This is a genomic window from Sulfuriferula multivorans, assembly GCF_003851125.1.
GTDB lineage: Bacteria > Pseudomonadota > Gammaproteobacteria > Burkholderiales > Sulfuriferulaceae > Sulfuriferula > Sulfuriferula multivorans.
This window is the reverse complement of record NZ_BGOW01000038.1, coordinates 14,453-39,980: the sequence shown is the minus strand read 5'-3', so window position 1 is coordinate 39,980 and position 25,528 is coordinate 14,453. Positions and strand designations below refer to the sequence as shown.

Below are 25,528 nucleotides of genomic sequence, written 5' to 3'. Positions count from 1 at the left end.
ACTACAGGCAGGTTGTAGTAAAGCATTACTCTGCAGGCTTCTATATTAGAAAATAATTATATTCTAATCGTTTATGCCAAGCAAATGACACGATGAATTATATGGGACAGCAGCTTAATTTGGCCGGTGTCGGCCTGGGTGAGCTTGATTGTGATCTCAACGCCACTTAAGTGGCGTTGTTATTATCATTATTCAGTAACGAGATGATTATTTTGTGAAACCGCAAAATACGTCGCGCATCATGCTGATCAGGCGCAATGTGCGCGTGTCACCGACACGGTAAAAAACGCGATTGGCATCTTTGCGGGTGCGCAGAACGCCTTTGTCGCGAAGAATGGCCAAGTGCTGGGAAATGTTACTCTGTGAGGTGCCGACACTGTCCACAATGTCCTGCACACTGACTTCACGATCACCAAGTACGCACAATATCTTTAAGCGTAACGGATGCGACATGGCCTTCATCGCACGAGAGGCTTGCTCAATGTGCTCGTCTTTGTCGATCAGATCTATATGTTCCAGATTCAAAATGGTTGCAGTGCCTGTATTGACAGTACTCATTGGTAAGTACCCTTTAAAAATCAATCGATTTAGAGAATATTATAATGCAATAAGTATTAAAATATACTAAAATTGGGCATTAAAAAAATAGTACAAATATATAGAAAAGGTTGCGATAGTGGTTGCGCACCGAAAGCAAATATAAACATGAAGGTAAAACCCGTTCTACTGATTATCCTGGACGGCTTTGGCTGCCGTCACTGCCGTACCGACAATGCCATCGCGCAGGCCAGCAAACCCAATTGGGACCAACTCTGGCAAACTTATCCCCATACTCTCATCCAGGCATCTGAATCTGCGGTTGGATTGCCTTCCGGGCAAATGGGCAACTCCGAGGTGGGTCACCTCAATATCGGAGCGGGACGAGTGGTGTATCAGGAATTCACGCGTATCGATCTGTCCATCAGCAGCGGCTCGTTTTATACCAACCCGGCCTTGCTGGCAGCAATAGCCACTGCCAAAAACAACGTTAAGGCCTTGCATATTCTGGGGTTGCTCTCCGACGGAGGGGTGCATAGCCATGAGTTGCATATCCACGCCATGCTGGAAATGGCCGCACGCGAAGGCCTGAAAAAAGTTTATTTGCATGTATTTCTGGATGGTCGCGACACGCCTCCAAAGAGCGCGGAAGTCAATCTGCAACGCTTGCAGGCCAAAATCGAGCAATTACAAGTTGGGCGCGTGGCCTCAATGATCGGGCGTTATTTTGCGATGGATCGTGACCGGCGCTGGCAACGCGTCAAGGCTGCCTATGACTTGATCACGCAGGGGCGTGCCGAATACACAGCCCCCGATGCCCTGTCAGGCTTGGCGCAAGCCTACGCACGAGGCGAGAGCGACGAATTCATCAAGGCTACGGCCATCGTGCCTCCGGGCGATCAGCCAGTGCGCATCGAAGATGGCGATGCCGTGGTGTTCATGAATTTCCGTTCGGATCGTGCCCGGCAGATTTCGCGCACTTTTATCGAACCTGATTTCAATGAATTTGAACGCGAGCACCAGCCCAGGCTCGGAGCATTTTGTACGTTGACCGGCTACAGTGACGAATTCAACGTATCGGTGGCATTTCCACCGGAGCGCATCCGCAATGGATTTGGCGAATACATTTCAAAAATCGGTTTGAAACAGCTGCGCATTGCCGAGACGGAAAAATATCCGCATGTGACGTTCTTTTTCAATGGTGGCGAAGAAACCGTCTACGAAGGCGAGGAGCGCATCCTGATTCCTTCGCCGGATGTTGCCACCTACGACATGAAGCCGGAAATGAGTGCCTACGAGCTCACCGATAAATTGGTGGATGCAATTGAAGCGCGCAAGTTCAACGCCATCATTTGCAATTATGCCAATGCAGATATGGTCGGCCATACGGGAAACCTGCTTGCAGCAGTGCGTGCGATTGAAGTGCTGGATGAATGCCTCGGACGCGTCATACCGGCAATGTTGCAAGCAGGCGGAGAGATCATTATTACTGCCGACCATGGTAATGCAGAGATGATGCTGGATGAACAAACCGCACAGGCGCACACTGCCCACACCACCAATTTGGTGCCGCTGCTTTATGTAGGCAAGCGTCGTGTTCATCTGGCGGAAAATGGTGCGCTGGAAGATGTGAGCCCTACGCTGCTTAAATTGATGGGCTTGCCCCAGCCATCCGAAATGTCCGGAAGATCGCTGATCGAGTTCGAGTGAAACAAGCCCCAAGACTGCTCCTGTTGCTGGTTTTGCTGTGCAGCTTAAGTAATGCTGTCGCAGCGTCCAGGGAAGAGCTGGACAATCTGCGCCAACATCTCGAAGCCTTGCGCCGCGACAACAAAAATGCGCAGGATAATCGTAGTCAGGCGGCTGATGCGTTGCGGCAATCGGAACGGGCCATTAGCGACACTAATCGAAAAGTCTATCAACTTGATCGGGAACAAGAGGGTGTGGCGCAGAGTCTGGCACAGCTTCGTGCGGAGAGCGATGCCACAAAACTGTCTGTTACCCATCAACAACAACAGTTGGCGCAGCTGCTCAATCAGCAGTATATGAATGGTCGGGACGATCCAGCCAAACTGCTGATGAACGGTCAGGATCCCAACCAGCTGACGCGTGACCTGCGCTACTACGCTTATCTTGCACAGGCGCGCTCAATCCTGATTGCGAACTTGCAGGCTGGACTGACGCGCCTCGATAATCTTGCCCAGGCACAGCAACAAAAACAGTCGCAAATAGACAATATTCGCCAGCAGCGGCTAGCTCAACGTCAGCAGCTTGAAACCCAGCGAGAGGAAAAGCGTCGGGTAATTGATAAACTGGGTGTGCAGATACAAAGCCAGCGCAAGGAAATCGCAACGCTGGAGCGAAATGAAAAGCATTTGACTCAAGTGATCGAGGCGCTCGCCAAAGCAGCCGCACAAAGAGCCGCAAGGAAAGCGGCACAGGAAAAAGCAGCGGCAGCACGCAAAAAGTATCATAAGCCGACGCGAAAAGGCGAGCCGGAGGCGCCTCGATCCAGGCCGGAAACCCCGTTGCCGGAAGCGGCGATAACTGGAACTCCTTTCGGCCGCCTGAAAGGGCGTCTCGAGTTACCGGTTCATGGGGAACTTGTTCACCGTTTTGGTACTCCACGTGAACGGGGCGGATCGTTGTGGAAAGGTTTGTTCTTCAAGGCCAACACCGGCCAACCTGTGCATGTGGTGGCTGCGGGCCGGGTGGTGTTTGCTGATTGGATGCGCGGATTTGGCAATCTGATCATCGTTGACCACGGCAGCGGTTATATGAGTCTGTACAGTAATAATGAAACATTGTATAAGCAGGTGGGCGACGCGGTGAGTGCAGGTGAAACCATTGCTGCCGTAGGCAATAGTGGAGGCGATCCCGATGCGGGGTTATATTTTGAATTACGCTATCAGAGCCGGGCATTTGACCCGATGAGCTGGATGGCGGGTAAATGAGGGAACTGGCAATGCGCAGCAAATTGCAAAAAATCGGTCTGGTCAGTGCGGGAGTCCTGCTGGGTGCGGCACTCACCCTCAATTATTCCGCCGTGGCGGATCGTGAAGCCACGCAAGCGTTGCCGCTGGATGAATTGCGTACCTTTGCCGAAGTATATGGCAAGATCAAAAGCGATTATGTCGAGCCGGTGGATGACAAAACCCTCATCAATTCCGCCATCAATGGCATGCTGTCCGGGCTGGACCCACACTCGGCGTATATGAATGCCGATGAATTCAAGGATTTGCAGGTTGGGACCCAGGGCGAATTCGGTGGTTTGGGCATAGAAGTCGGTATGGAAGACGGCTTTGTCAAAGTCGTTTCGCCGATCGATGATACCCCAGCCTTTAAGGCTGGCTTGAAACCGGGTGATCTGATCATCAAGTTGGACGATGTACCCGTGAAGGGCATGACCATCAATGATGCGGTCAAGCGCATGCGTGGCAAGCCTGGCACGCCGATTGTGCTGACCATACTGCGCAAAGGCGTGGCCAAGCCGTTTGCCGTCACCCTGATACGCGCCGTCATTAAAGTGAAAAGCGTAAAATACAAGCTGGCTGAGCCGGGCTACGGTTATATCCGCATTACCCAGTTCCAGGAGCGTACCGGAGAGGATTTGGCGCAGGCACTGGAAACCTTGCAAAAAGACAACAAGGGTGCGCCTTTGAAAGGTCTGGTACTGGATTTGCGTAATGACCCGGGTGGATTGCTAAATAGCGCCGTCGGTGTGGCAGCGGCTTTCGTCAAGCCGAATTCACTGGTGGTATATACCGATGGGCGTACGCCGGATTCCAAGATGAAACTCAATGCCAGCCCGGAATACTACTTGCGTGGTAATCAGGCCGACTACCTGAAGGGCTTGCCGGCCTGGACCAAAACCGTCCCTATGGTGGTGTTGGTCAATGGCGGTTCAGCCTCGGCCTCGGAGATTGTGTCGGGTGCTTTGCAGGATGACAAACGCGCCATCATCATGGGCACGCAGAGTTTCGGCAAGGGCTCGGTCCAGACGGTCCTGCCGTTGGGTAATGGTACGGGCATCAAACTTACTACTGCGCGTTACTTCACGCCTGCTGGCCGTTCTATCCAGAACAAAGGTATCACCCCGGATATCGTGGTGGAAGAAGGAAAAGTTACCGGTGCAGAGAGTGACCCGAATCTGAATATACGCGAGGTTGATCTGGACCGGCATCTGAATAACCCCCTGAGCACCACGAATAAGCCTGCGGCTCCGCCGGCAATCATCATTGCGCCGGAAAAACCCGCCAATCCAGTTAAACCGGAAAAACTGGAGCCCGGTGAAATTGTTTCCAAAAACGATTTCCAGTTTAATCAGGCTTTAAGCCTGTTAAAGGGCTTGAACATTATCCAGACGCGGGAAAAATAGTCAGCTGCTGAACGGTTGACTTGCTAGGGCTGCCCGGTTGCGCGTATTCTGATTACGCGTGCCGGGCAGTCGGCGTTTTCCAGTGCTTGAAATGAACCCCAGCGACCAGAATAAAACCCGCGAAGTCGTATTCAGCGCCATACCTCAGCACCAGGTCGAGGCTGCACTGGCTTTGCTGGATGGCATGCAGAGCCTGTCTGTTGAAGCGGGCCATCATCCTTGCAGTATCCTGGTGCATTACGATATATGCGACTACACCTTGGAAAAACTGGAGTCGGCGCTGCTAGAGCAAGGATTTCATCTCGATAATTCACTGCTGCAGAAACTGCGCCGTGCACTGATCTATTTTTGCGAACGCAACCAGCGCGACAATCTGAGCGTGCCGCCGCCACAACAAAAGTTCGCCAAGCCCTTCGTAGCGGCTTTTCAGCACCACCCTCACGGTGACCAGGATGACACTCCGGAAGAGTGGCGCAGTTACAAGTAACCTGACTCCCGGCACTACGCATGAATGATGACCAACTGCTGCGTTACAGCCGCCACATCCTGTTGCGCGAAATAGACGTTTCTGGCCAACAAAGCATCCTTAATGCACGTGTATTAGTCGTTGGCGCAGGCGGGCTGGGTTCGCCGGTATTGCTGTACCTGGCGGCAAGTGGAGTAGGGCATATCACCGTATGCGATGACGATAATGTCGACCTCAGCAATCTACAGCGCCAGATTGCCCATCATAGTGATGCAATCGGCCGTAACAAGGCCGAATCCGCTGCCTCTGCAATGCGCGCGATCAACCCCGACATAACCGTACAAGCGTTAACGCAGCGCCTGTCAGGCGTTGTATTGGCAGCCCAGGTCGCTGCAGCTGACGTGGTGATAGATGCCAGCGATAACTTTGCTACACGCCATGCCGTGAATCGCGCTTGCGTGGAATACCGAAAACCCTTGGTTTCTGGAGCCGCGATAGGATTCGATGGTCAGGTCACGGTATTTGATCTGCGCCACACGAATAGCCCTTGCTATCATTGTCTTTATCCGGATACCGGCAGTAGCGACGAAATGCGCTGCGCAGAAAATGGCGTATTTTCACCGTTGGTAGGAATAATTGGTACGGTTCAGGCTGCGGAGGCGCTCAAATTAATATGCAGTGCGGGTGAGTCGCTCAATGGCAGGCTGTTGCTGCTGGACGCCCTCAATATGCAGTGGCGTAGTATCCGATTGCAAAAAGATACCGGCTGCGTTGTATGCGGCGGGATCCGATGTTAGGTTTATTTCAGGCCGGCGCTTAATAATAGCCATTGCTGGGTAAAGGATTCTGACGGGAGACGCTTGAATCCGCTTTTTGCGAATTGGTGCCAGCGGCCAATGACATAACAAAGCAGTAAATTGCCCGCTGCCATCGTATCCAGATCAGTGCGGATCTCCCCATTCCCTACAGCGATACGCAGGCATTGACGCAGAGTGGCCTCAAGACGGTCATGCAATTGATTGATGCGCGCCTGCAATCGATCATTTTCGTTGATCAGCGCGTCGCCAATGAGTACACGCGTCATGCCAGGATTTTTTTGCGCGAACCCGAGTAGCAGGGAAACGATGGCCTCGGCCTGGCTGAGCCCGTTTTGCTGGCTGCTGGTGATTTTATTGATTAACCCAAACACCGACTGTTCGATGAATTCAATCAACCCTTCGAACATTTGTGCCTTGCTGGCAAAGTGTCGGTACAGTGCTGCCTCGGATACATCCAGCCGGGCAGCTAGTGCGGCGGTAGTGATTTTTTCACCACCGGGCGTCTCTAGCATGGCAGCCAAAGTTTGCAGAATCTGGAATTTTCGCTCTCCGGGTGCTGCCACGCCATCCCCCTTTTATAGTTAGCCGCTTTGCCCCGTAAGCTTCTCTGTAACTTGGTACTGCTTGGAAAATTTGCATGCTTTCTGGAGAAAAACAGACCGTAGGCACATAAATGTTATTCGCGTACTGTCGCTTTCATGAGTTTAAGTTTTGCGATGGGCATGTTTGATTGCTATTTATTGGAATAATGGTGGGTCTGCACGGACTTGAACCGTGGACCAAGGGATTATGAGTCCCCTGCTCTAACCAACTGAGCTACAGACCCGAAAACGAGGCGAACTATACCACTGCCAGCAGTGCTGCGCTACGCCACTCTGTGGCGTAGCGCCAAGGGCACTCGGAGAATCAAGAATTGCCGTTGCTGTCGATGAAGCTCTTAAGACGATCAGAGCGTGAAGGGTGACGCAATTTGCGTAACGCTTTAGCCTCGATCTGACGAATGCGCTCACGGGTCACGTCAAACTGTTTGCCGACTTCTTCCAAGGTGTGGTCGGTATTCATCTCGATACCGAAGCGCATCCGCAATACTTTTGCTTCGCGTTGCGTCAGGCCGTCAAGAATATCCTTGGTCACTTCCTGCAGGCTGTCGTAGACAGCGGCGTCTATGGGAGCCAGCGTGGCGGTGTCTTCGATGAAATCGCCCAGATGGGAATCCTCGTCGTCACCGATAGGGGTTTCCATGGAAATGGGCTCTTTGGAGATTTTGAGTATCTTGCGAATCTTTTCCTCGGTCATTTCCATTTTCTCGGCCAGCAATTCCGGGTCGGGTTCCTTGCCGGTCTCCTGAAGAATCTGACGCGAGATGCGATTCATCTTGTTGATGGTCTCGATCATGTGCACCGGAATACGAATGGTGCGCGCCTGATCCGCAATGGAGCGGGTGATAGCCTGACGGATCCACCAGGTGGCGTAGGTGGAGAATTTGTAGCCGCGCCGGTATTCGAATTTGTCCACGGCCTTCATCAGGCCGATGTTGCCTTCCTGAATCAGGTCGAGGAATTGCAGACCGCGATTGGTATATTTTTTGGCAATGGAAATTACCAGGCGCAGGTTGGCCTCGATCATTTCACGTTTGGCGCGGCGTGCACGTGCTTCGCCGGTGGACATCTGACGATTGATTTCCTTCAGGTCCTTGATCGGGATACCCACTTTTTCCTGCAACGCAATCAGGCGTTGCTGGCGTTCAACGATCGTATGTTGATGGCGCGTCAACTCTTCTGCGTAAGCTTTTTTCGAGTTAATTTCCTTGGTAACCCAGTCCAGATTGCTTTCATTGCCGGGAAATACCTTGATGAAGTGCGCGCGAGGCATCCCCGATTTGTTCACGGCAAATTCCATGATGTCGCGCTCGTGGCTGCGGACTTCTTCCACCAGTTGGCGCACGCCGTCGCATAAAGCCTCAACTTGCTTGGCAGAAAAGCGAATATTCATTAATTCTGCGGAGAGTTCTTCCTGCAGTTGCAGATACTGCGGGTTGCCAAAACCATTTTTCTTCAAAGAAGCCTGAATCCGCTTGAATACCTTGCGAATGACTTCAAAGTGCTCCATGGCGTCGATCTTGAGTTGGGCGAGATTGGCAGCGGCCAGTGCGCTACCATCGTCTTCCTCGGCATCTTCGTCGACTTCCTCTTCTTCATCGGTTTCGCTCTCGTCAGCCTCGGGCACGTTAGCGATCACTTCGAGTTCTTCTACGACAACGCCATCGACGAAATCGTCAATGCGAATTTCCTCACGCTCCACCTTGTCCACCAGCGCCATGATTGCCTGTATGGTGGTAGGGCAGGCGGAGATGGCCTGAATCATGTGTTTCAAGCCGTCTTCGATGCGTTTGGCAATTTCGATTTCGCCTTCGCGCGTGAGCAGTTCCACCGAGCCCATTTCGCGCATATACATGCGCACCGGGTCTGTGGTGCGGCCGAATTCCGAATCCACGGTAGAAAGGGCAGCCTCAGCCTCAGCCACGACGTCTTCATCGGTGACTGCCGGTGTGGCATCAGACATCAGCAGGGTTTCGGCATCAGGTGCTTCATCATAGACCTGGATGCCCATGTCATTGATCATGCTGATGACGCCTTCGATCTGTTCGGCATCCAGCATGTCATCAGGCAAATGGTCGTTGATCTCGGCGTAGGTCAGGTAGCCACGCTCTTTGCCGAGCACAATCAGATTCTTCAGGCGTGTGCGCCGGTCATCGACATCTACCGTTTTCACCTCACCTTTTTCGTGATCGTTTGCCATATGTCTTGGTCCAGTAAAATTTGGTGCTTCAGAAAAACTGATAATTATACATTTGTTCGAGCCCGGTCGCTCATTTTTTCACCGGTTGCGTGCCAATAACCAGTTGTCTCAACGCTGCTTTTTCGGTTTCGGTCAGCGCGTTAATCGGTTTGTCAGTTACACGCGCACCATGCTGCTTGTCGATTTGCATACGCGCCTGATTACAGGCACCCACAAAATCGGCGCTGACGTCCAGATCATCCGTCCAACTCAGTATTTCTGAACTGGCGTGTTGCATGATAGGCGCCAAAGCGTGATCTCGAAAATGGTCTACCACGCTTGCAGTACCTAAATTGGGATGGTTACGCAGCAATTCAACTACGGCACGTAGCGCTTCGGCATCCGGGTCTGTTGGGGCAATCAAACTCACGTCAAGTTCCCGTGCCAGGCTAGGCATAAACAGAATCGCGCATAGCAATTTGTGCCAAATTGAGGCAGGTGCTTGGCGTGGCGCGTAAGCGGATGCTCGCGCCGGGTTGGAGCGTTTTGATTTGATTTCCCACAAATTGTCGAGTTCGAACAATTGCAAACTTGCCAATTCGGCACACCGTTTGCGCAACATGAGTGCAAGTGCGGGTGCACGTACCTGACTTAACAGGGGGCGTGCGGCCTGCAAAAAGGCACTCCGTCCTTCACTGTTACCCAAATCATGATGTGTTGCCAGTTCCTTGAACAGGTAGACGGAGAGAGGCACGACCTCGCCGGTCAGTAGCGTTTCAAAGGCATCTTTACCAAATGCTCGAATATAGCTGTCCGGATCATGTTCTGGTGCGAGGAACAAAAATCCGATATGGCTGCCATCGTTCAGTATGGCCAGACTGTTTTCCATTGCGCGCCAGGCGGCACGCCGCCCGGCGGCGTCACCATCAAAACAGAATACAATTTCATCCGTATGGCGCAGCAGTTTTTGCACCTGCGTCGCGGTGGTGGCGGTTCCCAGCGTCGCGACAGCGTACTCAACCCCATGCTGCGCCAGTGCCACCACATCCATATAGCCTTCCACCACAATTACGCGCCCCGCATCCCGGATTGCGCGGCGCGCCTGAAACAGGCCATATAGCTCGTTCCCTTTCTGGAATAGTGGGGTTTCCGGTGAATTCAGGTACTTGGGTTCACCCGCGTCGAGCACGCGGCCGCCAAAGCCGATGACATCCCCGCGTTGTCCGACAATCGGGAACATGATGCGGTCGCGAAACCGGTCATAGCGCTGACCTGCGTCATTAATAATGACCAGCCCGGCTTCCACCAGGGCGGGATCGGCATAATGGTCGAACATTACTTCGAGATTTTGCCAGCCAGTGGGGGCGTAACCCAGACCGAAACGCGCGGCGATTTCGCCTGTCAGGCCACGTTTCTTGAGGTAATCAATTGCGAGCGGTGTTTGTTTGAGTTGCTGGCGATAAAACTGTGCGGCGCGCTGCATGATTTCGACCAGGCTGGCAGCTTGTTTGGCGCGTTCCGGATTGGCGGCAGGACCCTCGGGTACGTTTAAGCCCAACTGACCAGCCAGTTCCTTGATCGCCTCCACATAACCCAGCCCGGCGTATTCCATCAAAAAGCCAATGGCAGTGCCGTGTGCCCCACACCCAAAGCAATGGTAAAACTGTTTAGTGGGTGAGACGGTAAACGAAGGGGATTTTTCGTTATGAAACGGACAGCACGCCTGATAATTCGCACCGGCTTTTTTCAGCGGTACACGGCGATCGATCACCTCCACGATATCCACGCGGCTCAATAGCGTCTGGATAAAATCCTGCGGGATCATTCTGTTCTCACGAGGGTAGTGACGTTATAACGCCGCTACGCAGCGGGCAATCAGCCTGCCAGTTTGGCTTTGATGTGGGTAGAAACTTGCGCCATGTCGGCGCGCCCGGCGAGCTGTGTTTTTAGAATTGCCATCACTTTGCCCATGTCCTTGATGCCGGCAGCGCCGGTGCTTGTAATGGCCTGGATGATCAGGCTATCAATTTCTCCCGCGGAGGCAGCTTGAGGCATGTAGGCTTGCAATACGCCCATCTCGAATTTTTCAATGTCGGCCAGTTCTTGGCGACCGGCAGCTTCAAATTGGGTAATTGAATCCCGACGCTGTTTGAGCATCTTGTCGATCACGGCAATGATTTGCGTATCATCCAGTTCGATACGCTCATCCACCTCGCGTTGTTTGATCGCGGCGAGCAGTAACCGAACCGCCCCCAGACGTGCCGCATCCTTGGCGCGCATGGCGGTTTTCATGTCTTCGGTGATTCTTGCTTTGAGACTCATAACCATAACGGGCTGGAACGCCCGGCTGTAATGATTAATACATCTTGGGTGGCAGGGTTTGGCTACGGATGCGTTTGAAGTGACGTTTGACCGCGGCGGCCAGCTTGCGCTTGCGCTCGGCAGTGGGCTTTTCGTAGAACTCGCGTGCGCGCAGTTCGGTCAACAGACCGGTTTTTTCAACGGTGCGCTTGAAACGGCGCATGGCAACTTCAAAAGGCTCGTTTTCTTTGACGCGAATGTTCGGCATGAAATCTTGTCTCCAGGGGCGGAAAAAACCTCAATTATAACTGAAAAAGCGTTTTTTTCAAGGTATGCATTGTCCTGCCCGTATCGGGCGGCTAAACTGTTGCCCATGCTTATTCTCGGAATCGAATCTTCTTGCGACGAAACCGGTATCGCCCTCTACGATACCGAACGAGGCTTGCTTGCTCACGCATTACATTCCCAGATTGCCATGCACGCCGAATACGGCGGTGTGGTGCCCGAACTCGCCTCGCGCGATCATATCCGGCGTGCGCTACCGCTGATCCGACAGGTTCTGGCACAGGCAGGGTGTGAATTGGCCAATATTGACGCGATTGCTTATACCGAAGGGCCCGGTCTGGCTGGTGCACTGCTGGTGGGTGCCGGCATCGCCAATGCGTTGGGCGTGGCACTGGGGGTTCCGGTGCTGGGTGTGCATCATCTCGAGGGACATTTGCTCTCCGCACTGATTGCCGACACGCCGCCGCAATTTCCGTTTGTGGCACTCCTGGTATCGGGCGGTCATACACAATTGATGCAAGTCGACAGCGTGGGGCGTTACACCACGCTGGGCGATACTCTGGATGACGCCGCGGGCGAGGCATTCGACAAAACCGCACAACTGCTCGGTTTGGGCTATCCGGGCGGAGCGGCGCTATCGGCGCTGGCGCAGACGGGCGACCCGCAGCGTTTCAAGCTGCCGCGACCGATGCTGCATTCGGGTGACCTCAATTTCAGTTTCAGCGGCCTGAAAACTGCTGTGCTCACACTCACACAAAAACATCCCGATCCCGCTGACCGTGCCGACATTGCTGCTGCGTTTCAACTTGCCATGGCTGATGTGCTGACGGCCAAATCGCTGGCAGCGCTCAAACAAACCCGATCCAGGCGGCTGGTGGTAGCTGGTGGCGTGGGTGCAAACCGGCAGTTGCGCGAAGCATTGAACGCAGGTGCCAGCAAATTGGGTGGTACGGTGTTTTTCCCGCGCCTGGAGTTTTGTACCGATAATGGCGCGATGATTGCCTTTGCCGGCGCGATGCGTCTGGTACATGGCGGACGTGCTGCAGGAGCGTTTACGGTGCGGCCACGCTGGGACTTGCAGGAAATCCCGGCACTTACATAATCATCCGGGCAGTGTCATAGCTTGAGGTGCGGTGCCATGCCGCGCACCCAGCCGAGCAACAGCTTGCCGCCCGGTAGTTGCGCCAGCACTTCAGGGAACAACACCAGGCCGAACAGCAGTGCCAGCACGCAGATCAATAAAAAAGTGGAGAACACGCTTTGCGGGCGTAACACGCCCCAATAACGCATGGCGAGGAACATCACATCCTTGCGGTGCTCCGACATGCGTCGCCAGCGCAATGTCAGTCGCACCACCAGATACACTGCATAGCCGCCGGTGAGCGAGGCAAACACAATGCGGAACACGCCAAACAAATCAATGCTGCCCGCCACAAAGTGCTGGTATAGCCACGACACAAAACCCACCAGGATGGACGCGCTGACCGCAATCAGCACATTAAAAAACAGTCGGCGCCGCTCGCGTGACAAATCCTGCTGGCGCTGGATGAAAAAGCTGTCCACTTCCAGCTTGAAATATTCCACTTTGTCTTGCACCAGCATAGAAATTTCGCGTTTGGCTACAGCCATGCGTTCATCCAGCACGGTACCCAGGCGGTCAGCAGCATAATCCACCAGCTCGCGCACATCGTCCTTGGTGAACTGGCGCTGGTTGTGCAATTCGGCGGAAATCTTGTCGAGCTTGGCGTCGATTTCCTGGCTGGCGCCCACGACCACGTCGCGTAATTCCGCACCGACGCTGGCGGCGCCTTCCTTGACCACGCTGCCCAGTTTGTCGCCCGCCAACTCGATACTCTCTTTCGAGACTTGGGTGAGGCTCTCGCGCGCGTAGTTGATTTCTTTTTCAAACCAGGCCATGGCTGTCTCGATTTATTCGGAAGAGGTGTCTACAGGTTTGACGACGCGTCCTTCCTCGCCTGCCAGCAGGCGGTGGATATTGGTGCGGTGGCGCCAAAAAATCAGCGCACTGATGATGCACAACGCGGCCACAGGCAGGGTACCACCGATTAGGTACGACACGAGTATGGGTGCCAGCGTGGCCGCAGTGAGTGCGGCGAGTGACGAGATGCGGGTGAGGGCAAACACGATAAGCCAACTCGCCAGCGCCGCCAAACCCAGCCAAGGCGAAATCGCGAACAGGATACCCAGCGCAGTAGCCACGCCCTTGCCACCCTTGAAACCAAAAAATATCGGATATAAGTGTCCGAGAAATACGGCTACCGCAGCGCCGTAGGTTGCAGTAATTTCCACGCCGTGTTGGGCGCCAAAATAACGCGCGAGATACACTGCCAGCCAGCCTTTGGACATGTCTCCGATGAGGGTTAATGCCGCTGCTGATTTGCGTCCGGTGCGCAGCATGTTGGTTGCGCCTGGATTGCCGGAGCCGTGTTTGCGCGGATCAGGCAGGCCGAATAAGCGGCTGACGATTACCGCGAAGGATAGCGAGCCGATCAGGTAGGCCAGTACGATGAGAAATGAAATGAACATCAGGGATTCCGCTTAAATATGCAATTTTCGCGCTTTGACATCTACGCAAGGACATTCTGTTCTCGGAGTTTACAGAGTGGAAGTCATTATCGGTATTTACGAGCATGAACGCAAAGTGCCCTGCAGGTATTGTTCAAGGCCACTAAATTTAACCGCGTGGATGATGTTTGGCATGCAACTGTTTCAGGCGCTCGCGTGCGACGTGGGTATAAATTTGTGTGGTCGAAATATCCGCATGACCGAGCAGCATTTGTACCACGCGCAAGTCCGCACCATGGTTAAGCAGATGAGTGGCGAAGGCGTGACGCAAAACGTGGGGCGAGGGCAGGCGCGCCAGCCCGGCCTGTAGCGCGCGGCGCTTGATCAGATACCAGAACGCCTGGCGCGTCATGGCAGCACCGCGCTGGGTGACAAACAGCGCATCGCTGATCGTCGTTCCCAATATCAACTGGCGTGCGTCCGACAGATAACGTGAAAGCCAGAGCAGCGCTTCTTCACCCAGCGGTACCATGCGCTCCTTGCCTCCTTTGCCCATGACACTTAGCACACCCATGTCCAGGCTCACATTGACTACTTTCAGCGTCACCAGTTCGGAGACGCGCAGGCCGCTGGCGTAAAGGGTTTCCAGCATGGCCTTGTCGCGCAGCCCAAGCGGATCTGTGGTATCGGGTGTGTTTAAAAGCCTGTCCACATCGGTTTCCGACAAGCTCTTGGGCAGCGAACGCGGCAGCTTGGGAGTGTCAATCTTCAGCGTCGGGTCCAGCGCGATGCGACCATCACGGAGTGCCAGCCGATAAAAACGTTTTAGCGCGGAGAGCAGGCGTGCCGTACTGCGCGGGCTGGTTTTACGCGAAAAACGGTATTGCAGATAGGCTTCGATATCCGCCTGGTTTACGTCCAGCAACAATGTGCTGCGTATTGTTTCCAGCCAGGCCGAGAACTGGGTCAGGTCGCGCCGATAGCTTTGCAAAGTGTTGGCAGAAAGCCCATCCTCCAGCCACAGCAAGTCGCAAAAACCATCAAGCGCCTGCTGTGATACGGGATTCATGATTGAGGAGCCAGTCCTTGTATGTGAGCGATGCGCCATTTGTGGCGTGCATGAAACCGCCGGGCCCGTTCGCCGCCACCACGCGGTGACAGGGGATAATAATGGGGAGCCGATTGGCACCGCAAGCTTGACCCACGGCGCGCGGACTTGAACCCAGCAAACGCGCGAGTTGCCCGTAAGTGGTGGTGTGACCAGGCGGTATTGTAGTCAATGCACGCCATACTTTGGTTTGATGTGCCGTGCCGAAGATTGCAAGCGGCAAGTCAAAGCTGCTTTCCGGGTCATCAAAATAACGATTCAAAGCTGCGGCGACACGATGTCCCAAGGGTGTAACAGGCGTTTGTACAGGGTAATTCGCGGGTAAAAAATCGATGCCGTGAAGTTCGTCATTGGTCAGCAGTAGACCGACACACCCGAAAGGGGTTGGCAGTACGGCCTGATAACTGGATTGGATTGTGTTGTCCTTCATGGCCGGATTTTAGCGCCAAATCGCTTACACAAACAAAAAATGGCAAGTCGTAATGACTTGCCATTTTTTTACAGCAACGCAACGCCAATTAAACTGTGGCTTGCGCCTTGCGCTTGCTGGTCGGCAGCTTTTCCTTGATACGCGCGGATTTTCCTGAGCGCTCACGCAGGTAGTAAAGCTTGGCGCGGCGTACATCGCCGCGGCGCTTGACTTCGATCGCGGCGACGAGTGGTGAGTAGGTCTGGAAAGTACGCTCAACACCTTCACCAGCGGAAATTTTGCGCACGATGAAAGAGGAGTTGAGGCCGCGATTGCGTTTGGCAATAACAATGCCCTCATAAGCCTGCAGACGCTCGCGCGTGCCTTCCTTCACTTTGACCTGCACTACGACGGTGTCGCCGGGTGCGAAATCAGGGATGGTTTTGCCCAGACGGGCGATTTCTTCTTGTTCCAGTTGCTGGATCAGGTTCATTGCGTTTCTCCTAGTCAAAAAAGTTTGAGCCTTGGGCTCATCCGGGTGGAGCAGGCCGCCGCCTGACACACGGGTTTCTTATTGCGTACTGTTGCCAGCCGCTTGCGCTTCCTGCTTGAATTCTTCAAGCAAGGAAATTTCGGTGGGGCTCATGCCCCGTTGTTCGAGCAAATCCGGGCGTAACCGCCACGTTGCGCCCAGTGCCTGTTTCAGGCGCCAGCGCGCGATATGAGCATGATTTCCGCCCATCAATACTGCCGGTACCGGCGTGCCCCGATATACTTCGGGGCGGGTATAGTGCGGGCAATCCAGCAGGCCGTTGACAAACGAATCCTGAACCGCAGATTCCGCATCTCCCAGCACGCCGGGAAGTTGCCGTACCACGCTATCGATCACTACCATTGCCGCCAGTTCACCGCCCGACAGCACATAATCGCCGATGGAAACCGATTCGTGCACCCGGCTATCCAGTAATCGCTGGTCTATGCCCTCATAACGTCCGGCCAGTAAAATCAGGCCGGGACGTGCTGCCAATTCCATTACCAATGCATGATTCAGCGTGCGTCCCTGCGGTGACAAATACATCACTTGGGGCGTTGTCACGCCGGCTTCACGCTGGCGCGCTTCGGCGGCATCGAGTGCCGCTTCAAGCGGTTCTGCCAGCATAACCATACCTGGGCCACCACCATAAGGGCGGTCATCCACAGTGCGGTAATTGTTTTCGGTGAAATCACGCGGATTCCACAGATGCAAACTGGCCTGACTGCGCGCAAAAGCACGGCTGCTGATGCCGTACTCGCTAAGCGCTGTAAACATCGGCGGGAATAGCGTCACCACGTCAATCTGCAGTGCCATCAGTAGTCGGCTTCCCAATCCACTTCCAGCGTCTCGGCTGCGAGGTCGACCTTTTTCACAATCTGGCCAACAAACGGTATCAATCGTTCGCGGTCACCGCTGACCACCAGCACGTCGTGCGCGCCAGACTCCAGCAATTCCTTGACCTTGCCGAACGCGACGCCCTTGGTGTTAATGACATCCAGGCCAATCAAATCCGACCAGTAGTATTCATTTTCCGGCGCGGGTGGCAGCGTTTCGCGGGGAACGGCGATTTCGCTGCCTTTTAGCGCCAATGCAGCATCGCGGTCAACAATGCCTTCCAGTTCGGCAACCAGCGTGTTGGTGTGCAGGCGCGCGTTTAAGATACGAACCGCGCGCCAGTTGCCGGCACGGCCAATCTGCCATTCGGGATAATCTGCGAGCGTGTCTACCGACTCGCTGAAGGTCTGGATCTTGACCCAGCCCTTGATGCCGTAGGGCGCAGCGATGCGCCCCATTACCACCAGATTATCCAGCGACTTTGGCGCTTTCACGTTTGACCAGCTTGGCAACGGCGTCGGACACTTGGGCGCCCAGAGATTGCCAGTGAGTCACGCGATCCAGGCTCAGGCGCAGTCCTTCTGTGCCTTCTTTGGCAACCGGATTGTAGAAACCGACGCGTTCGATAAACCGTCCATCGCGGCGATTGCGCGAATCGGCCACGACTACGTTATAAAAGGGGCGGTTTTTGGCGCCGCCGCGGGCAAGACGAATAATAACCATCGTGAGTGCCTAACCAATTGAAATTAAAAAGAGCGTGATTATACGAGGAAAATTGCCGCGCTGACAAGTTGTGTCTAATTGCATTACATTCCGGGCATCATGCCTTTCATACCGCGCATCATTTTTGCGAGGCCACCTTTGGACATCATTTTCATCATTTTCTGCGCCTGTTCGAACTGCTTGAGCAGGCGATTGATCTCCTGTACCTGCACCCCTGCACCGGCTGCGATGCGGCGTTTGCGCGAGGCTTTGAGCAATTCAGGCTTGCGGCGCTCGGTCGGGGTCATGGAATTGATGATGCCCTCGACGCGGTTCATGGCTTTTTCGTCGGCGCCAGCCGGAAGTGCCGCGGCTGCTGCGCCAGGGAGTTTGTCCATCATCGCCGAGAGGCCGCCCATTTTGCGCATCTGGGTGATTTGTGCCTTGAAGTCTTCGAGGTCGAAATTTTTTCCGGATTTGACTTTGTCGGCGAGTTTTTTAGCTTCGGCATGATCGACGCCACGCTGGGCTTCCTCGATTAGCGATAGCACGTCGCCCATGCCCAGCACGCGCGAAGCCATGCGCTCCGGGTGGAAGGCTTCCAGCCCGGTGAGCTTTTCGCCGACGCCTACAAATTTGATCGGCTTGCCGGTAATGTGGCGCACCGACAACGCTGCGCCGCCGCGTGAATCGCCGTCCAGCTTGGTAAGGATGATACCGGTGAGCGGCAAGGTGTCGTTGAAGGCGCGCGCGGTGTTGACGGCGTCCTGACCTTGCATGGCATCCACCACGAACAGGGTTTCGATGGGCTTCACGGCGTCATGCAGCGCGCGGATTTCGTCCATCATGGCCTGGTCGATGCCAAGTCGTCCGGCGGTGTCGACGATGAGCACATCATGAAAATGTTTTTTGGCGTAATCGTGCGCGGCTAAGGCAATGTCGACCGGTTTTTGTGTTTCGCTGGAAGGAAAGTAATCTACATCAAGCTGGCCGGCCAGGGTTTTAAGTTGTTCGATGGCGGCGGGGCGATAAACGTCGCAACTCACCAGCAGAACTTTCTTTTTCATCTGTTCTTTGAGCAGCTTGGCCAATTTACCGCTGCTGGTTGTTTTGCCTGAGCCTTGCAGTCCCGCCATCAGGATGACGGCTGGTGGTGTGGTGGCCAGGTTAAGTGCTGCATTATGTTCGCCCATGAGGCGGGTCAGCTCATCGTGCACCACACCAATCAGAGCCTGGCCGGGGGTCAGGCTTTGCAGTACTTCCACCCCCACAGCTTTTTCCCTGACTCGGGCGATAAAATCCTTGACTACCGGTAGCGCGACGTCGGCTTCCAGCAGAGCCATGCGCACTTCGCGCAGCGCATCCTGGATGTTGGTTTCGGTGAGTCGCGCCTGGCCACGCAGGTTTTTAATGACAGAAGATAGGCGGGAGGTCAGATTATCAAGCATGGGGTGTGTTCCGGTGGCGGTCAAAAAGCGGCGCTGTTAGTGTAGACTAATGCTGTTTTTTTCTATTCTAACCCAGATGAACCTTGACTTGTTCTATCCACTGGTCAGCTTGTTATACGCCCTGGTTGGTTGGCATTTTTGGCGTACCCGCTGGCACACCACACAGCCCGGTGCAGTATGGGAGAAAATGCTGCCCCTGCCCGCGCTGGCATTGCATTTTCTGCTGTTGATTGACACCGTGTCGAATCCGGCCGGGCTCAATCTGGGAGTGGGCAATGCACTGTCTGCCATTATCTGGCTGGCGGTACTGATTTATTGGTTGGGCAGTTTCCGTTACCGTCTTGAGGTTTTGTTGGCCCCATTGTCGGGGCTGGCGGCAGTTGCAGTCCTTACCCCGCTTGTATTACCCACTACACATGTATTGGGCAATACAGAATTGCTGGCATTTCGGGTACATCTGATCATTGCCTTGTTGGCATACAGTCTGTTCACTATTGCGGCGCTTCATGCCGCATTGATGGCCATGGTGGAAAAGCGTTTGCACAACGTCAACCAGCCGGGGGTGGTTGCCAATCTGCCGCCCTTGCTAACGCTGGAGAGTCTTCTGTTTCGCATTATCGGCGTGGGTTTTGTATTGCTGACCTTGACTTTGGCAAGCGGGATGCTGTTTTCTGAAGAGCTTTTTCATGAGCCGATGCAGTTCAACCACAAAACCATATTTGCCATCCTGTCATGGGTAGTATTTGCTGCGTTATTGAGTGGTCGCCGACTGTGGGGCTGGCGCGGGCGCATAGCCATCAGATGGACGCTGGCAGGGTTTGTGATGCTGGTGCTGGCTTATATTGGTAGCAAGTTTGTTCTGGAAATCCTCTTGCACCGTTGATTTGCCTTGACTTGACAGGCGCCGCCCAATCTCTAAACTTGATCTAATTCCTTATTCTGATTCATATCCCGCTTGAACGACATACCAATTAGTGCGCTCCTGGCAGCCCTGGTAGTCCTGCTACTTATCTCAGCATTTTTCTCATCTTCCGAAACCAGTATGATGGCGATCAATCGCTATCGGTTACGCCACTTGGCCAAACACGGACACCGTGGTGCGAAGCGTACAACCCGCTTGCTGGCCAATACCGACAAGCTGCTGGGTGTGATTTTACTCGGCAATAATTTGATCAATGCAGCCGCTGCGACGCTGGTTACGGTGATTACCATACGCGTATTTGGTCAGGGTGAACTGGCGCTGGGCATGGCCACACTGGCGGTGACCTTCGTCATCCTGGTATTCAGCGAAGTAACGCCCAAGGTGATCGGGGCGACCTATCCGGAAAAAATCGCCTTTGCCGCCAGTTTCGTGCTGACACCGCTGCTCAAGTTTGCCTATCCGGTGGTGTGGTTTATCAATCTGTTTGTACAGGGTTTGTTGCGTTTACTGAGATTGCGTCCGGTAGAGGAAAGCCAGAACAGCGTTCTGGGTATTGAAGAACTGCGAACTTTGGTGCTGGAATCTGGGAAGCTGTTACCTTCTGCCCATCGCGGCATATTGCTTAATCTGCTGGATCTGGAAGAAATCACCGTGGACGATGTGATGACCCCGCGCAGCCAGATGGAGGCGATCGATATGGAGGCCGACGCGGATACCCTATTACGCCAGCTGTCTACGAGCCATCATACCCGGTTGCCGTTGTATCACGGGCATTTGGACGATATTGCCGGTATGTTGCATGTACGCGATGCAGCGTATCACATGCGCAGTGGAGAACTCGACGCGGAGGCGTTGATGCAGAGCCGTCAAGAGGCATATTTCATTCCTTCCGGCACGCCTTTATTCACTCAGTTGCGGCATTTTCAGGAAAACCAGCGTCGTGTCGGGCTGGTGGTGGACGAATACGGTGAGTTGATGGGATTGGTTACATTGGAAGACATCCTCGAAGAGATTGTCGGCGAGTTCACTACACAGGCGCCTGAACAATTGTCCGGCTTTATCACTCAGCCGGACGGAAGTTGGTTGGTGGAAGGAGCCAGCCTGGTCCGCAGCATCAATCGCAAGCTGGGGCTGCACCTGCCATTGGAAGGACCGAAAACCCTGAACGGCTTGGTTCTGGAGCATCTGGAGGACATCCCCGAGCCGGGTACGACGTTGAAGATTGGCAGTTATGTTGTTGAAATTGTCCAAGTACAGGAACGTGCAGTCAAAGTGGCGCGCATTTTCCCGATTGCTGGCAACGTGGATACGGTAAATAGCTAGTCGATAATCTTTACAAATCAGGGTTGGCAGCGCACTATTTGGCAAACTGCATTAACTTATTTTGTCCTTTATCGAGATATTTAAAGTATGGCAGCTACCATAGCAAATTCCGGTTTGACTGGTTTGGCGCGTGCGCTAGTCCAAGAAAAATGGCTCTCTGAGTCTGAGGCAGAGGCATTGGCCAAGCAGGCGACGAGTTCGGGAGAAGGTTTCGTTTCCCAGGTAATTAGCGTCAAAAAAATCAAACCAGTGCAAATTGCAGAATTTGCGGCAGCACAATTCGGTTTCCCGTATTTTGATCTATTGGCGCTTGATCCTGAATTATTACCGAAAAGCTTGCTGGATCCCAAGCTGGCGCAAAAACGCAGGGTACTCGCTCTTTATCAACGAGGTAACCGTCTCTCGGTTGCGGTGTCCGATCCTACCAATCTCCAGGCTATAGATGAGGTCAAGTTCCAGACTAATCTCGGTGTAGATATTGTAGTGGTGGAGGATGACAAACTCGGCAAGCTTATCGAACAGCTCAGCGAGGGAAACGCCAGCGTACTGGATAATCTCGATAGCGAAGATATCGATCTGGAGTTTACCGACGATGAAGCGCTGGCCAAAGTGGATGATGCGGCCAGTATGGATATCGACGATGCGCCTATCGTCCGTTACCTGCAAAAAATCCTGCTGGATGCGATCAATACCGGTGTATCTGATATCCACTTTGAGCCGTTCGAGAAATTTTATCGTATCCGCTACCGCCTCGATGGACAGCTTTATGAAGTTGCCCAACCGCCAATTGCCATCAAGGAAAAAATCTCCTCGCGCATCAAGGTGATCTCCAAGCTGGATATTGCCGAAAAGCGCGTACCACAGGACGGGCGCATGAAGCTGGTGCTCTCCAAGAATCGCGCCATTGATTTTCGGGTGAGTTCCCTGCCCACGCTGTATGGCGAAAAAATCGTGATGCGTATTCTTGACCCGGCCAGTGCGCAGCTCGGTATTGATGCGCTGGGCTATGACCCGGATCAAAAAGAATTATTGCTTAACGCCGTACAGCGTCCCTATGGCATGGTGCTGGTCACCGGCCCCACTGGTAGCGGTAAAACCGTGTCGTTGTATACATGCCTGAATATACTCAACAAGCCTGGGGTTAATATCTCCACGGCTGAGGATCCGGCCGAAATAAATTTGCCTGGGATCAATCAGGTTAACGTCAACGACAAGGCAGGACTGACCTTTTCTGTGGCACTGCGTGCCTTCCTGCGCCAGGATCCGGACGTCATCATGGTGGGCGAGATTCGCGATCTGGAGACCGCGGATATTTCCATCAAGGCCGCGCAAACCGGGCATATGGTGTTGTCGACTTTGCATACCAATGATGCGCCCACCACGCTCACTCGACTGATGAACATGGGTGTGGCGCCGTTCAACATCGCTTCCAGTGTGATCCTGATTACCGCCCAGCGCCTGGCGCGGCGACTTTGCAGTTGCAAACAGCCAGCGACCATTCCCAAGGAAGCGTTGCTACGCGCCGGTTTCAAAGAGGAAGACCTGGACGGTAGCTGGCAGCCGTATCATGCGGTGGGTTGCGAGCTATGCAAAAATACCGGTTACAAAGGCCGGGTAGGTATCTATCAGGTCATGCCGATTACTGACGAGATGACCCGTATCATCATGAAAAACGGTAATGCTATCGATATCGCCGATCAGGCGCGGCGTGAGGGAGTCCGCGATTTGCGTCAGGCCGGGCTGCTCAAAGTCAAGGCCGGTATGACTTCACTGGAAGAAGTTGAAGCAGTCACCAATGAATAGATAAATAAAGTTAGTCTATAACCTGTCGTTAAAGACTAAACCCGGATATTCCATAATATTTGGCGCGTCTTCATTTGAAGCGAAACCTTATTCAGTAATGGTACATGAGTCTTTGATCCATTAATGAATGAATAAGGCTTCATGCTTTAAACTGTTCGCGTGCAATTTAATGACATATCCAGATATCAATCCGAATTCATCTCTAGCTGGTACGCGGAGTCCGATATGGCAGTAGCAAAAACAACAGTTACGCTCAAAAAAGAAGTTCCCTTCGTGTGGGAGGGCGTGGACAAAAAGGGCAAAAAGGTCAAGGGTGAAATGAATGCGGGCGGCGAGGCCGTAGTAAATGCAACCCTGCGTCGCCAAGGTATTTCCGTTACCAAGGTTAAAAAACGGAGCGGCTTCGGGCGGGGCAAAAAAATTACCGAAAAGGATGTGGCGCTGTTCACGCGGCAGCTTGCCACGATGATGAAATCGGGCGTGCCACTGCTGCAATCATTTGATATTGTGTCGCGCGGTCATGCCAATCCATCCGTACAAAAACTCCTGATCGACATTAAAAGCAACATTGAAACAGGCAGCAGCATGAGCCAGGCATTCGCCAAACACCCTTTGTATTTTGACCAGCTCTACATCAATCTGGTGAATGCGGGTGAACAGGCCGGTATTCTGGATAGTGTGCTGGACCGGTTGGCGACTTACAAAGAAAAAATCATAGCCATCAAGGGCAAGATCAAGTCGGCCCTGTTTTATCCATCGGCAGTGCTGGTTGTGGCGTTCATCATCACGGCCGTGATTATGCTCTTTGTGGTTCCTGCGTTTAAAGAGCTGTTCAGCAGTTTTGGCGCCGATCTGCCGGCCCCTACGCTGGTCTTGATGGGCATATCTGATTTTTTTGTGGCCTACTGGTGGTTGATATTCAGTGTGATAGGTGGCGGATTCTGGTTCTTCTTCTACACATGGAAACGTTCCCAAAAAATGCAGGCAGTAATGGATCGAACCATGCTCAAACTACCCATATTCGGTCCGTTGATTGAGAAAGCGGCCATTGCTCGCTGGACGCGCACCCTGTCCACCATGTTTGCGGCGGGTGTGCCGCTGGTGGATGCATTAACGTCAGTTGCAGGTGCGGCAGGCAATCATGTGTTTTATGAAGCGACGCAAAAAATCCGCGCCGAAGTAAGTACCGGTACCAGCCTGACCGTAGCCATGCAGAACAGCGGTATTTTTCCCAACATGGTGCAGCAGATGGTATCTATTGGTGAAGAATCAGGTGCGCTCGATTCAATGCTGAGCAAGGTGGCGGATTTCTTCGAGCGTGAAGTTGATGATGCGGTAGAGTCCCTCTCCAGCCTGATGGAACCGATCATCATGGTGGTGCTGGGTACGCTGATTGGCGGCATGGTGATCGCCATGTACTTGCCTATTTTCAAAATGGGCAGCGTGGTCGGCTAATCGCGGGCTTCACCACTTCCGGAGCCGTTGGCTATGCCCTTGTCCTTTTCTGTGTTGTTGAGCGCAGACCCGCAGCTGTTTGCCATCCTCTGTGGCGGTTTTGGTTTGTTGATCGGCAGCTTTCTGAATGTGGTCATCCATCGCTTGCCAAAAATCATGGAACGCGACTGGGGTGCCCAGTGCGCTGCGCTGAGGGGGGAAGACGCGCCGTCAGCGACTCCATATAATCTGATGGTGCCGCGCTCCGCCTGCACGAGTTGCGGCCACCTGATAGGGGCTATGGAAAACATTCCGGTGCTGAGCTATGCCTGGTTGCGCGGAAAGTGCGCTGGTTGTGGCGCGCATATCAGTCTGCGTTACCCGCTGGTGGAAGCGCTTACCGGCCTGCTTTCTGCATTTACAGCCTGGCATTTCGGTTTTGGTTGGGCAGCAGCAGGTGCTTTGCTTTTGGTATGGATGCTGATCGCGCTGACCTTTATTGACTTCGATACTCAACTTTTGCCGGATGACATGACGTTGCCTTTGTTGTGGCTGGGACTGCTGTTCAACCTCGGTGGCGTATTTGTGCCGCTGGATCAAGCGGTCGTCGGAGCCATCATGGGCTATATGGTGCTGTGGAGCATTTATTGGCTGTTCAAGCTGATCACCGGTAAAGAGGGTATGGGTTATGGCGATTTCAAATTGCTTGCCGCCATCGGTGCCTGGCTGGGTTGGAAGATGCTGCCTTTGGTTATCCTGCTGTCCTCCTTTATTGGCGCTCTGGTTGGCATTGTGCTGATTGTGCTGGCGCGACGCGGGCGTTCCGTGCCGATTCCGTTTGGGCCTTATCTGGCGGGCGGTGGACTGGTTGCTCTGTTTTGGGGCGCGCCCATCTTGCAGGCCTACCTGGCCGGGTTTTGA

At 53.7% G+C, this 25,528-nt stretch carries 26 protein-coding genes and 1 tRNA gene; 11 read left to right on the top strand and 16 right to left on the bottom strand.

Translation table 11 applies throughout. From position 1 onward, the window contains the following. Positions 1-207: 207 nt before the first annotated feature. The gene (locus tag EI185_RS15595; protein ID WP_124706075.1) at positions 208-558 is read right to left on the bottom strand and encodes an ArsR/SmtB family transcription factor; all 351 of its coding nucleotides are present in this window, start codon (positions 556-558) and stop codon (positions 208-210) included. A gap of 147 nt (positions 559-705) precedes the next feature. Between EI185_RS15595 and gpmI the strand changes: the two genes are divergently transcribed. From gpmI to EI185_RS15570, 5 genes are all read left to right on the top strand, one after another. Then, positions 706-2,247: a 2,3-bisphosphoglycerate-independent phosphoglycerate mutase gene (gene gpmI, locus EI185_RS15590; protein WP_124706074.1), complete on the top strand. Its 1,542-nt coding sequence runs from the start codon at positions 706-708 to the stop codon at positions 2,245-2,247. Positions 2,248-2,270: 23 nt separating this feature from the next. Further along, on the top strand, positions 2,271-3,491 hold the full coding sequence (locus EI185_RS15585; protein ID WP_124706073.1) for a murein hydrolase activator EnvC family protein: 1,221 nt from the start codon (positions 2,271-2,273) through the stop codon (positions 3,489-3,491). A gap of 11 nt (positions 3,492-3,502) precedes the next feature. Continuing rightward, on the top strand, positions 3,503-4,915 hold the full coding sequence (locus tag EI185_RS15580; RefSeq protein ID WP_124706131.1) for a S41 family peptidase: 1,413 nt from the start codon (positions 3,503-3,505) through the stop codon (positions 4,913-4,915). A 91-nt stretch (positions 4,916-5,006) separates the two neighbouring features. After that, a complete protein-coding gene (locus EI185_RS15575) occupies positions 5,007-5,402 on the top strand; it encodes a hypothetical protein (protein WP_124706130.1) in 396 nt (131 codons plus the stop codon). Between the two features lie 20 nt (positions 5,403-5,422). After that, a complete protein-coding gene (locus EI185_RS15570) occupies positions 5,423-6,178 on the top strand; it encodes a HesA/MoeB/ThiF family protein (RefSeq protein WP_124706072.1) in 756 nt (251 codons plus the stop codon). 2 nt (positions 6,179-6,180) lie between these two features. On the opposite strand, the gene slmA is transcribed toward EI185_RS15570, so the two are convergent. The 6 genes from slmA to rpsU all read right to left on the bottom strand — a co-directional run bounded on the left by slmA (position 6,181) and on the right by rpsU (position 11,546). Next, the gene (slmA, locus tag EI185_RS15565) at positions 6,181-6,762 is read right to left on the bottom strand and encodes a nucleoid occlusion factor SlmA (RefSeq protein ID WP_124706071.1); all 582 of its coding nucleotides are present in this window, start codon (positions 6,760-6,762) and stop codon (positions 6,181-6,183) included. Positions 6,763-6,948: 186 nt separating this feature from the next. Then, a tRNA-Ile gene (locus EI185_RS15560) sits at positions 6,949-7,025 on the bottom strand. 80 nt (positions 7,026-7,105) lie between these two features. Continuing rightward, positions 7,106-8,998, bottom strand: a complete 1,893-nt coding sequence (rpoD, locus tag EI185_RS15555) for an RNA polymerase sigma factor RpoD (protein WP_124706070.1) — start codon at positions 8,996-8,998, stop codon at positions 7,106-7,108. A 70-nt stretch (positions 8,999-9,068) separates the two neighbouring features. Then, positions 9,069-10,802 carry a DNA primase gene (dnaG, locus tag EI185_RS15550; protein WP_124706069.1) on the bottom strand — a complete coding sequence of 578 codons (1,734 nt, stop codon included), beginning with the start codon at positions 10,800-10,802 and terminating at the stop codon, positions 9,069-9,071. Positions 10,803-10,852: 50 nt separating this feature from the next. Next, positions 10,853-11,299 carry a GatB/YqeY domain-containing protein gene (locus tag EI185_RS15545; protein WP_124706068.1) on the bottom strand — a complete coding sequence of 149 codons (447 nt, stop codon included), beginning with the start codon at positions 11,297-11,299 and terminating at the stop codon, positions 10,853-10,855. 34 nt (positions 11,300-11,333) lie between these two features. After that, positions 11,334-11,546, bottom strand: a complete 213-nt coding sequence (rpsU, locus tag EI185_RS15540; RefSeq protein WP_124706067.1) for a 30S ribosomal protein S21 — start codon at positions 11,544-11,546, stop codon at positions 11,334-11,336. A gap of 105 nt (positions 11,547-11,651) precedes the next feature. On the opposite strand from rpsU, the gene tsaD reads away from it, so the two are divergent. Continuing rightward, complete coding sequence (tsaD, locus tag EI185_RS15535) at positions 11,652-12,665, top strand: tRNA (adenosine(37)-N6)-threonylcarbamoyltransferase complex transferase subunit TsaD (RefSeq protein WP_124706066.1); 1,014 nt, start codon at positions 11,652-11,654, stop codon at positions 12,663-12,665. A gap of 14 nt (positions 12,666-12,679) precedes the next feature. Here the strand turns inward: tsaD and EI185_RS15530 are convergent, their stop codons facing one another. The 9 genes from EI185_RS15530 to ffh all read right to left on the bottom strand — a co-directional run bounded on the left by EI185_RS15530 (position 12,680) and on the right by ffh (position 19,125). Next, positions 12,680-13,480, bottom strand: coding sequence for a hypothetical protein (locus EI185_RS15530; protein ID WP_124706065.1), 801 nt, complete (start codon positions 13,478-13,480; stop codon positions 12,680-12,682). 12 nt (positions 13,481-13,492) lie between these two features. Continuing rightward, a complete protein-coding gene (gene plsY / locus EI185_RS15525) occupies positions 13,493-14,110 on the bottom strand; it encodes a glycerol-3-phosphate 1-O-acyltransferase PlsY (RefSeq protein ID WP_124706064.1) in 618 nt (205 codons plus the stop codon). A gap of 148 nt (positions 14,111-14,258) precedes the next feature. Next, entirely contained in the window at positions 14,259-15,158 is a 900-nt protein-coding gene (xerD, locus tag EI185_RS15520; RefSeq protein ID WP_124706063.1) for a site-specific tyrosine recombinase XerD, read from the bottom strand. Next, positions 15,130-15,627: a methylated-DNA--[protein]-cysteine S-methyltransferase gene (locus EI185_RS15515; protein WP_124706062.1), complete on the bottom strand. Its 498-nt coding sequence runs from the start codon at positions 15,625-15,627 to the stop codon at positions 15,130-15,132. Before EI185_RS15515 ends, xerD begins: the two co-directional genes overlap by 29 nt. Positions 15,628-15,715: 88 nt before the next feature. Beyond that, on the bottom strand, positions 15,716-16,099 hold the full coding sequence (gene rplS, locus EI185_RS15510) for a 50S ribosomal protein L19 (RefSeq protein ID WP_124706061.1): 384 nt from the start codon (positions 16,097-16,099) through the stop codon (positions 15,716-15,718). A 78-nt stretch (positions 16,100-16,177) separates the two neighbouring features. Beyond that, positions 16,178-16,954, bottom strand: coding sequence for a tRNA (guanosine(37)-N1)-methyltransferase TrmD (trmD, locus tag EI185_RS15505; RefSeq protein ID WP_223247886.1), 777 nt, complete (start codon positions 16,952-16,954; stop codon positions 16,178-16,180). Further along, complete coding sequence (rimM, locus tag EI185_RS15500; RefSeq protein WP_306308289.1) at positions 16,954-17,469, bottom strand: ribosome maturation factor RimM; 516 nt, start codon at positions 17,467-17,469, stop codon at positions 16,954-16,956. Before rimM ends, trmD begins: the two co-directional genes overlap by 1 nt. Then, positions 17,444-17,698, bottom strand: a complete 255-nt coding sequence (rpsP, locus tag EI185_RS15495) for a 30S ribosomal protein S16 (RefSeq protein ID WP_124706060.1) — start codon at positions 17,696-17,698, stop codon at positions 17,444-17,446. Before rpsP ends, rimM begins: the two co-directional genes overlap by 26 nt. 83 nt (positions 17,699-17,781) lie before the next feature. Continuing rightward, positions 17,782-19,125, bottom strand: a complete 1,344-nt coding sequence (gene ffh, locus EI185_RS15490) for a signal recognition particle protein (protein ID WP_124706059.1) — start codon at positions 19,123-19,125, stop codon at positions 17,782-17,784. Positions 19,126-19,201: 76 nt separating this feature from the next. On the opposite strand from ffh, the gene EI185_RS15485 reads away from it, so the two are divergent. From EI185_RS15485 to EI185_RS15465, 5 genes are all read left to right on the top strand, one after another. Next, entirely contained in the window at positions 19,202-20,008 is an 807-nt protein-coding gene (locus EI185_RS15485; RefSeq protein ID WP_124706058.1) for a cytochrome C assembly family protein, read from the top strand. A 72-nt stretch (positions 20,009-20,080) separates the two neighbouring features. After that, positions 20,081-21,370, top strand: coding sequence for an HlyC/CorC family transporter (locus EI185_RS15480; RefSeq protein ID WP_124706057.1), 1,290 nt, complete (start codon positions 20,081-20,083; stop codon positions 21,368-21,370). Between the two features lie 87 nt (positions 21,371-21,457). After that, positions 21,458-23,173: a type IV-A pilus assembly ATPase PilB gene (gene pilB / locus EI185_RS15475; protein ID WP_124706056.1), complete on the top strand. Its 1,716-nt coding sequence runs from the start codon at positions 21,458-21,460 to the stop codon at positions 23,171-23,173. Between the two features lie 225 nt (positions 23,174-23,398). Beyond that, positions 23,399-24,628, top strand: a complete 1,230-nt coding sequence (locus EI185_RS15470) for a type II secretion system F family protein (RefSeq protein WP_124706055.1) — start codon at positions 23,399-23,401, stop codon at positions 24,626-24,628. A gap of 33 nt (positions 24,629-24,661) precedes the next feature. Continuing rightward, positions 24,662-25,528 carry a prepilin peptidase gene (locus EI185_RS15465; RefSeq protein ID WP_124706054.1) on the top strand — a complete coding sequence of 289 codons (867 nt, stop codon included), beginning with the start codon at positions 24,662-24,664 and terminating at the stop codon, positions 25,526-25,528.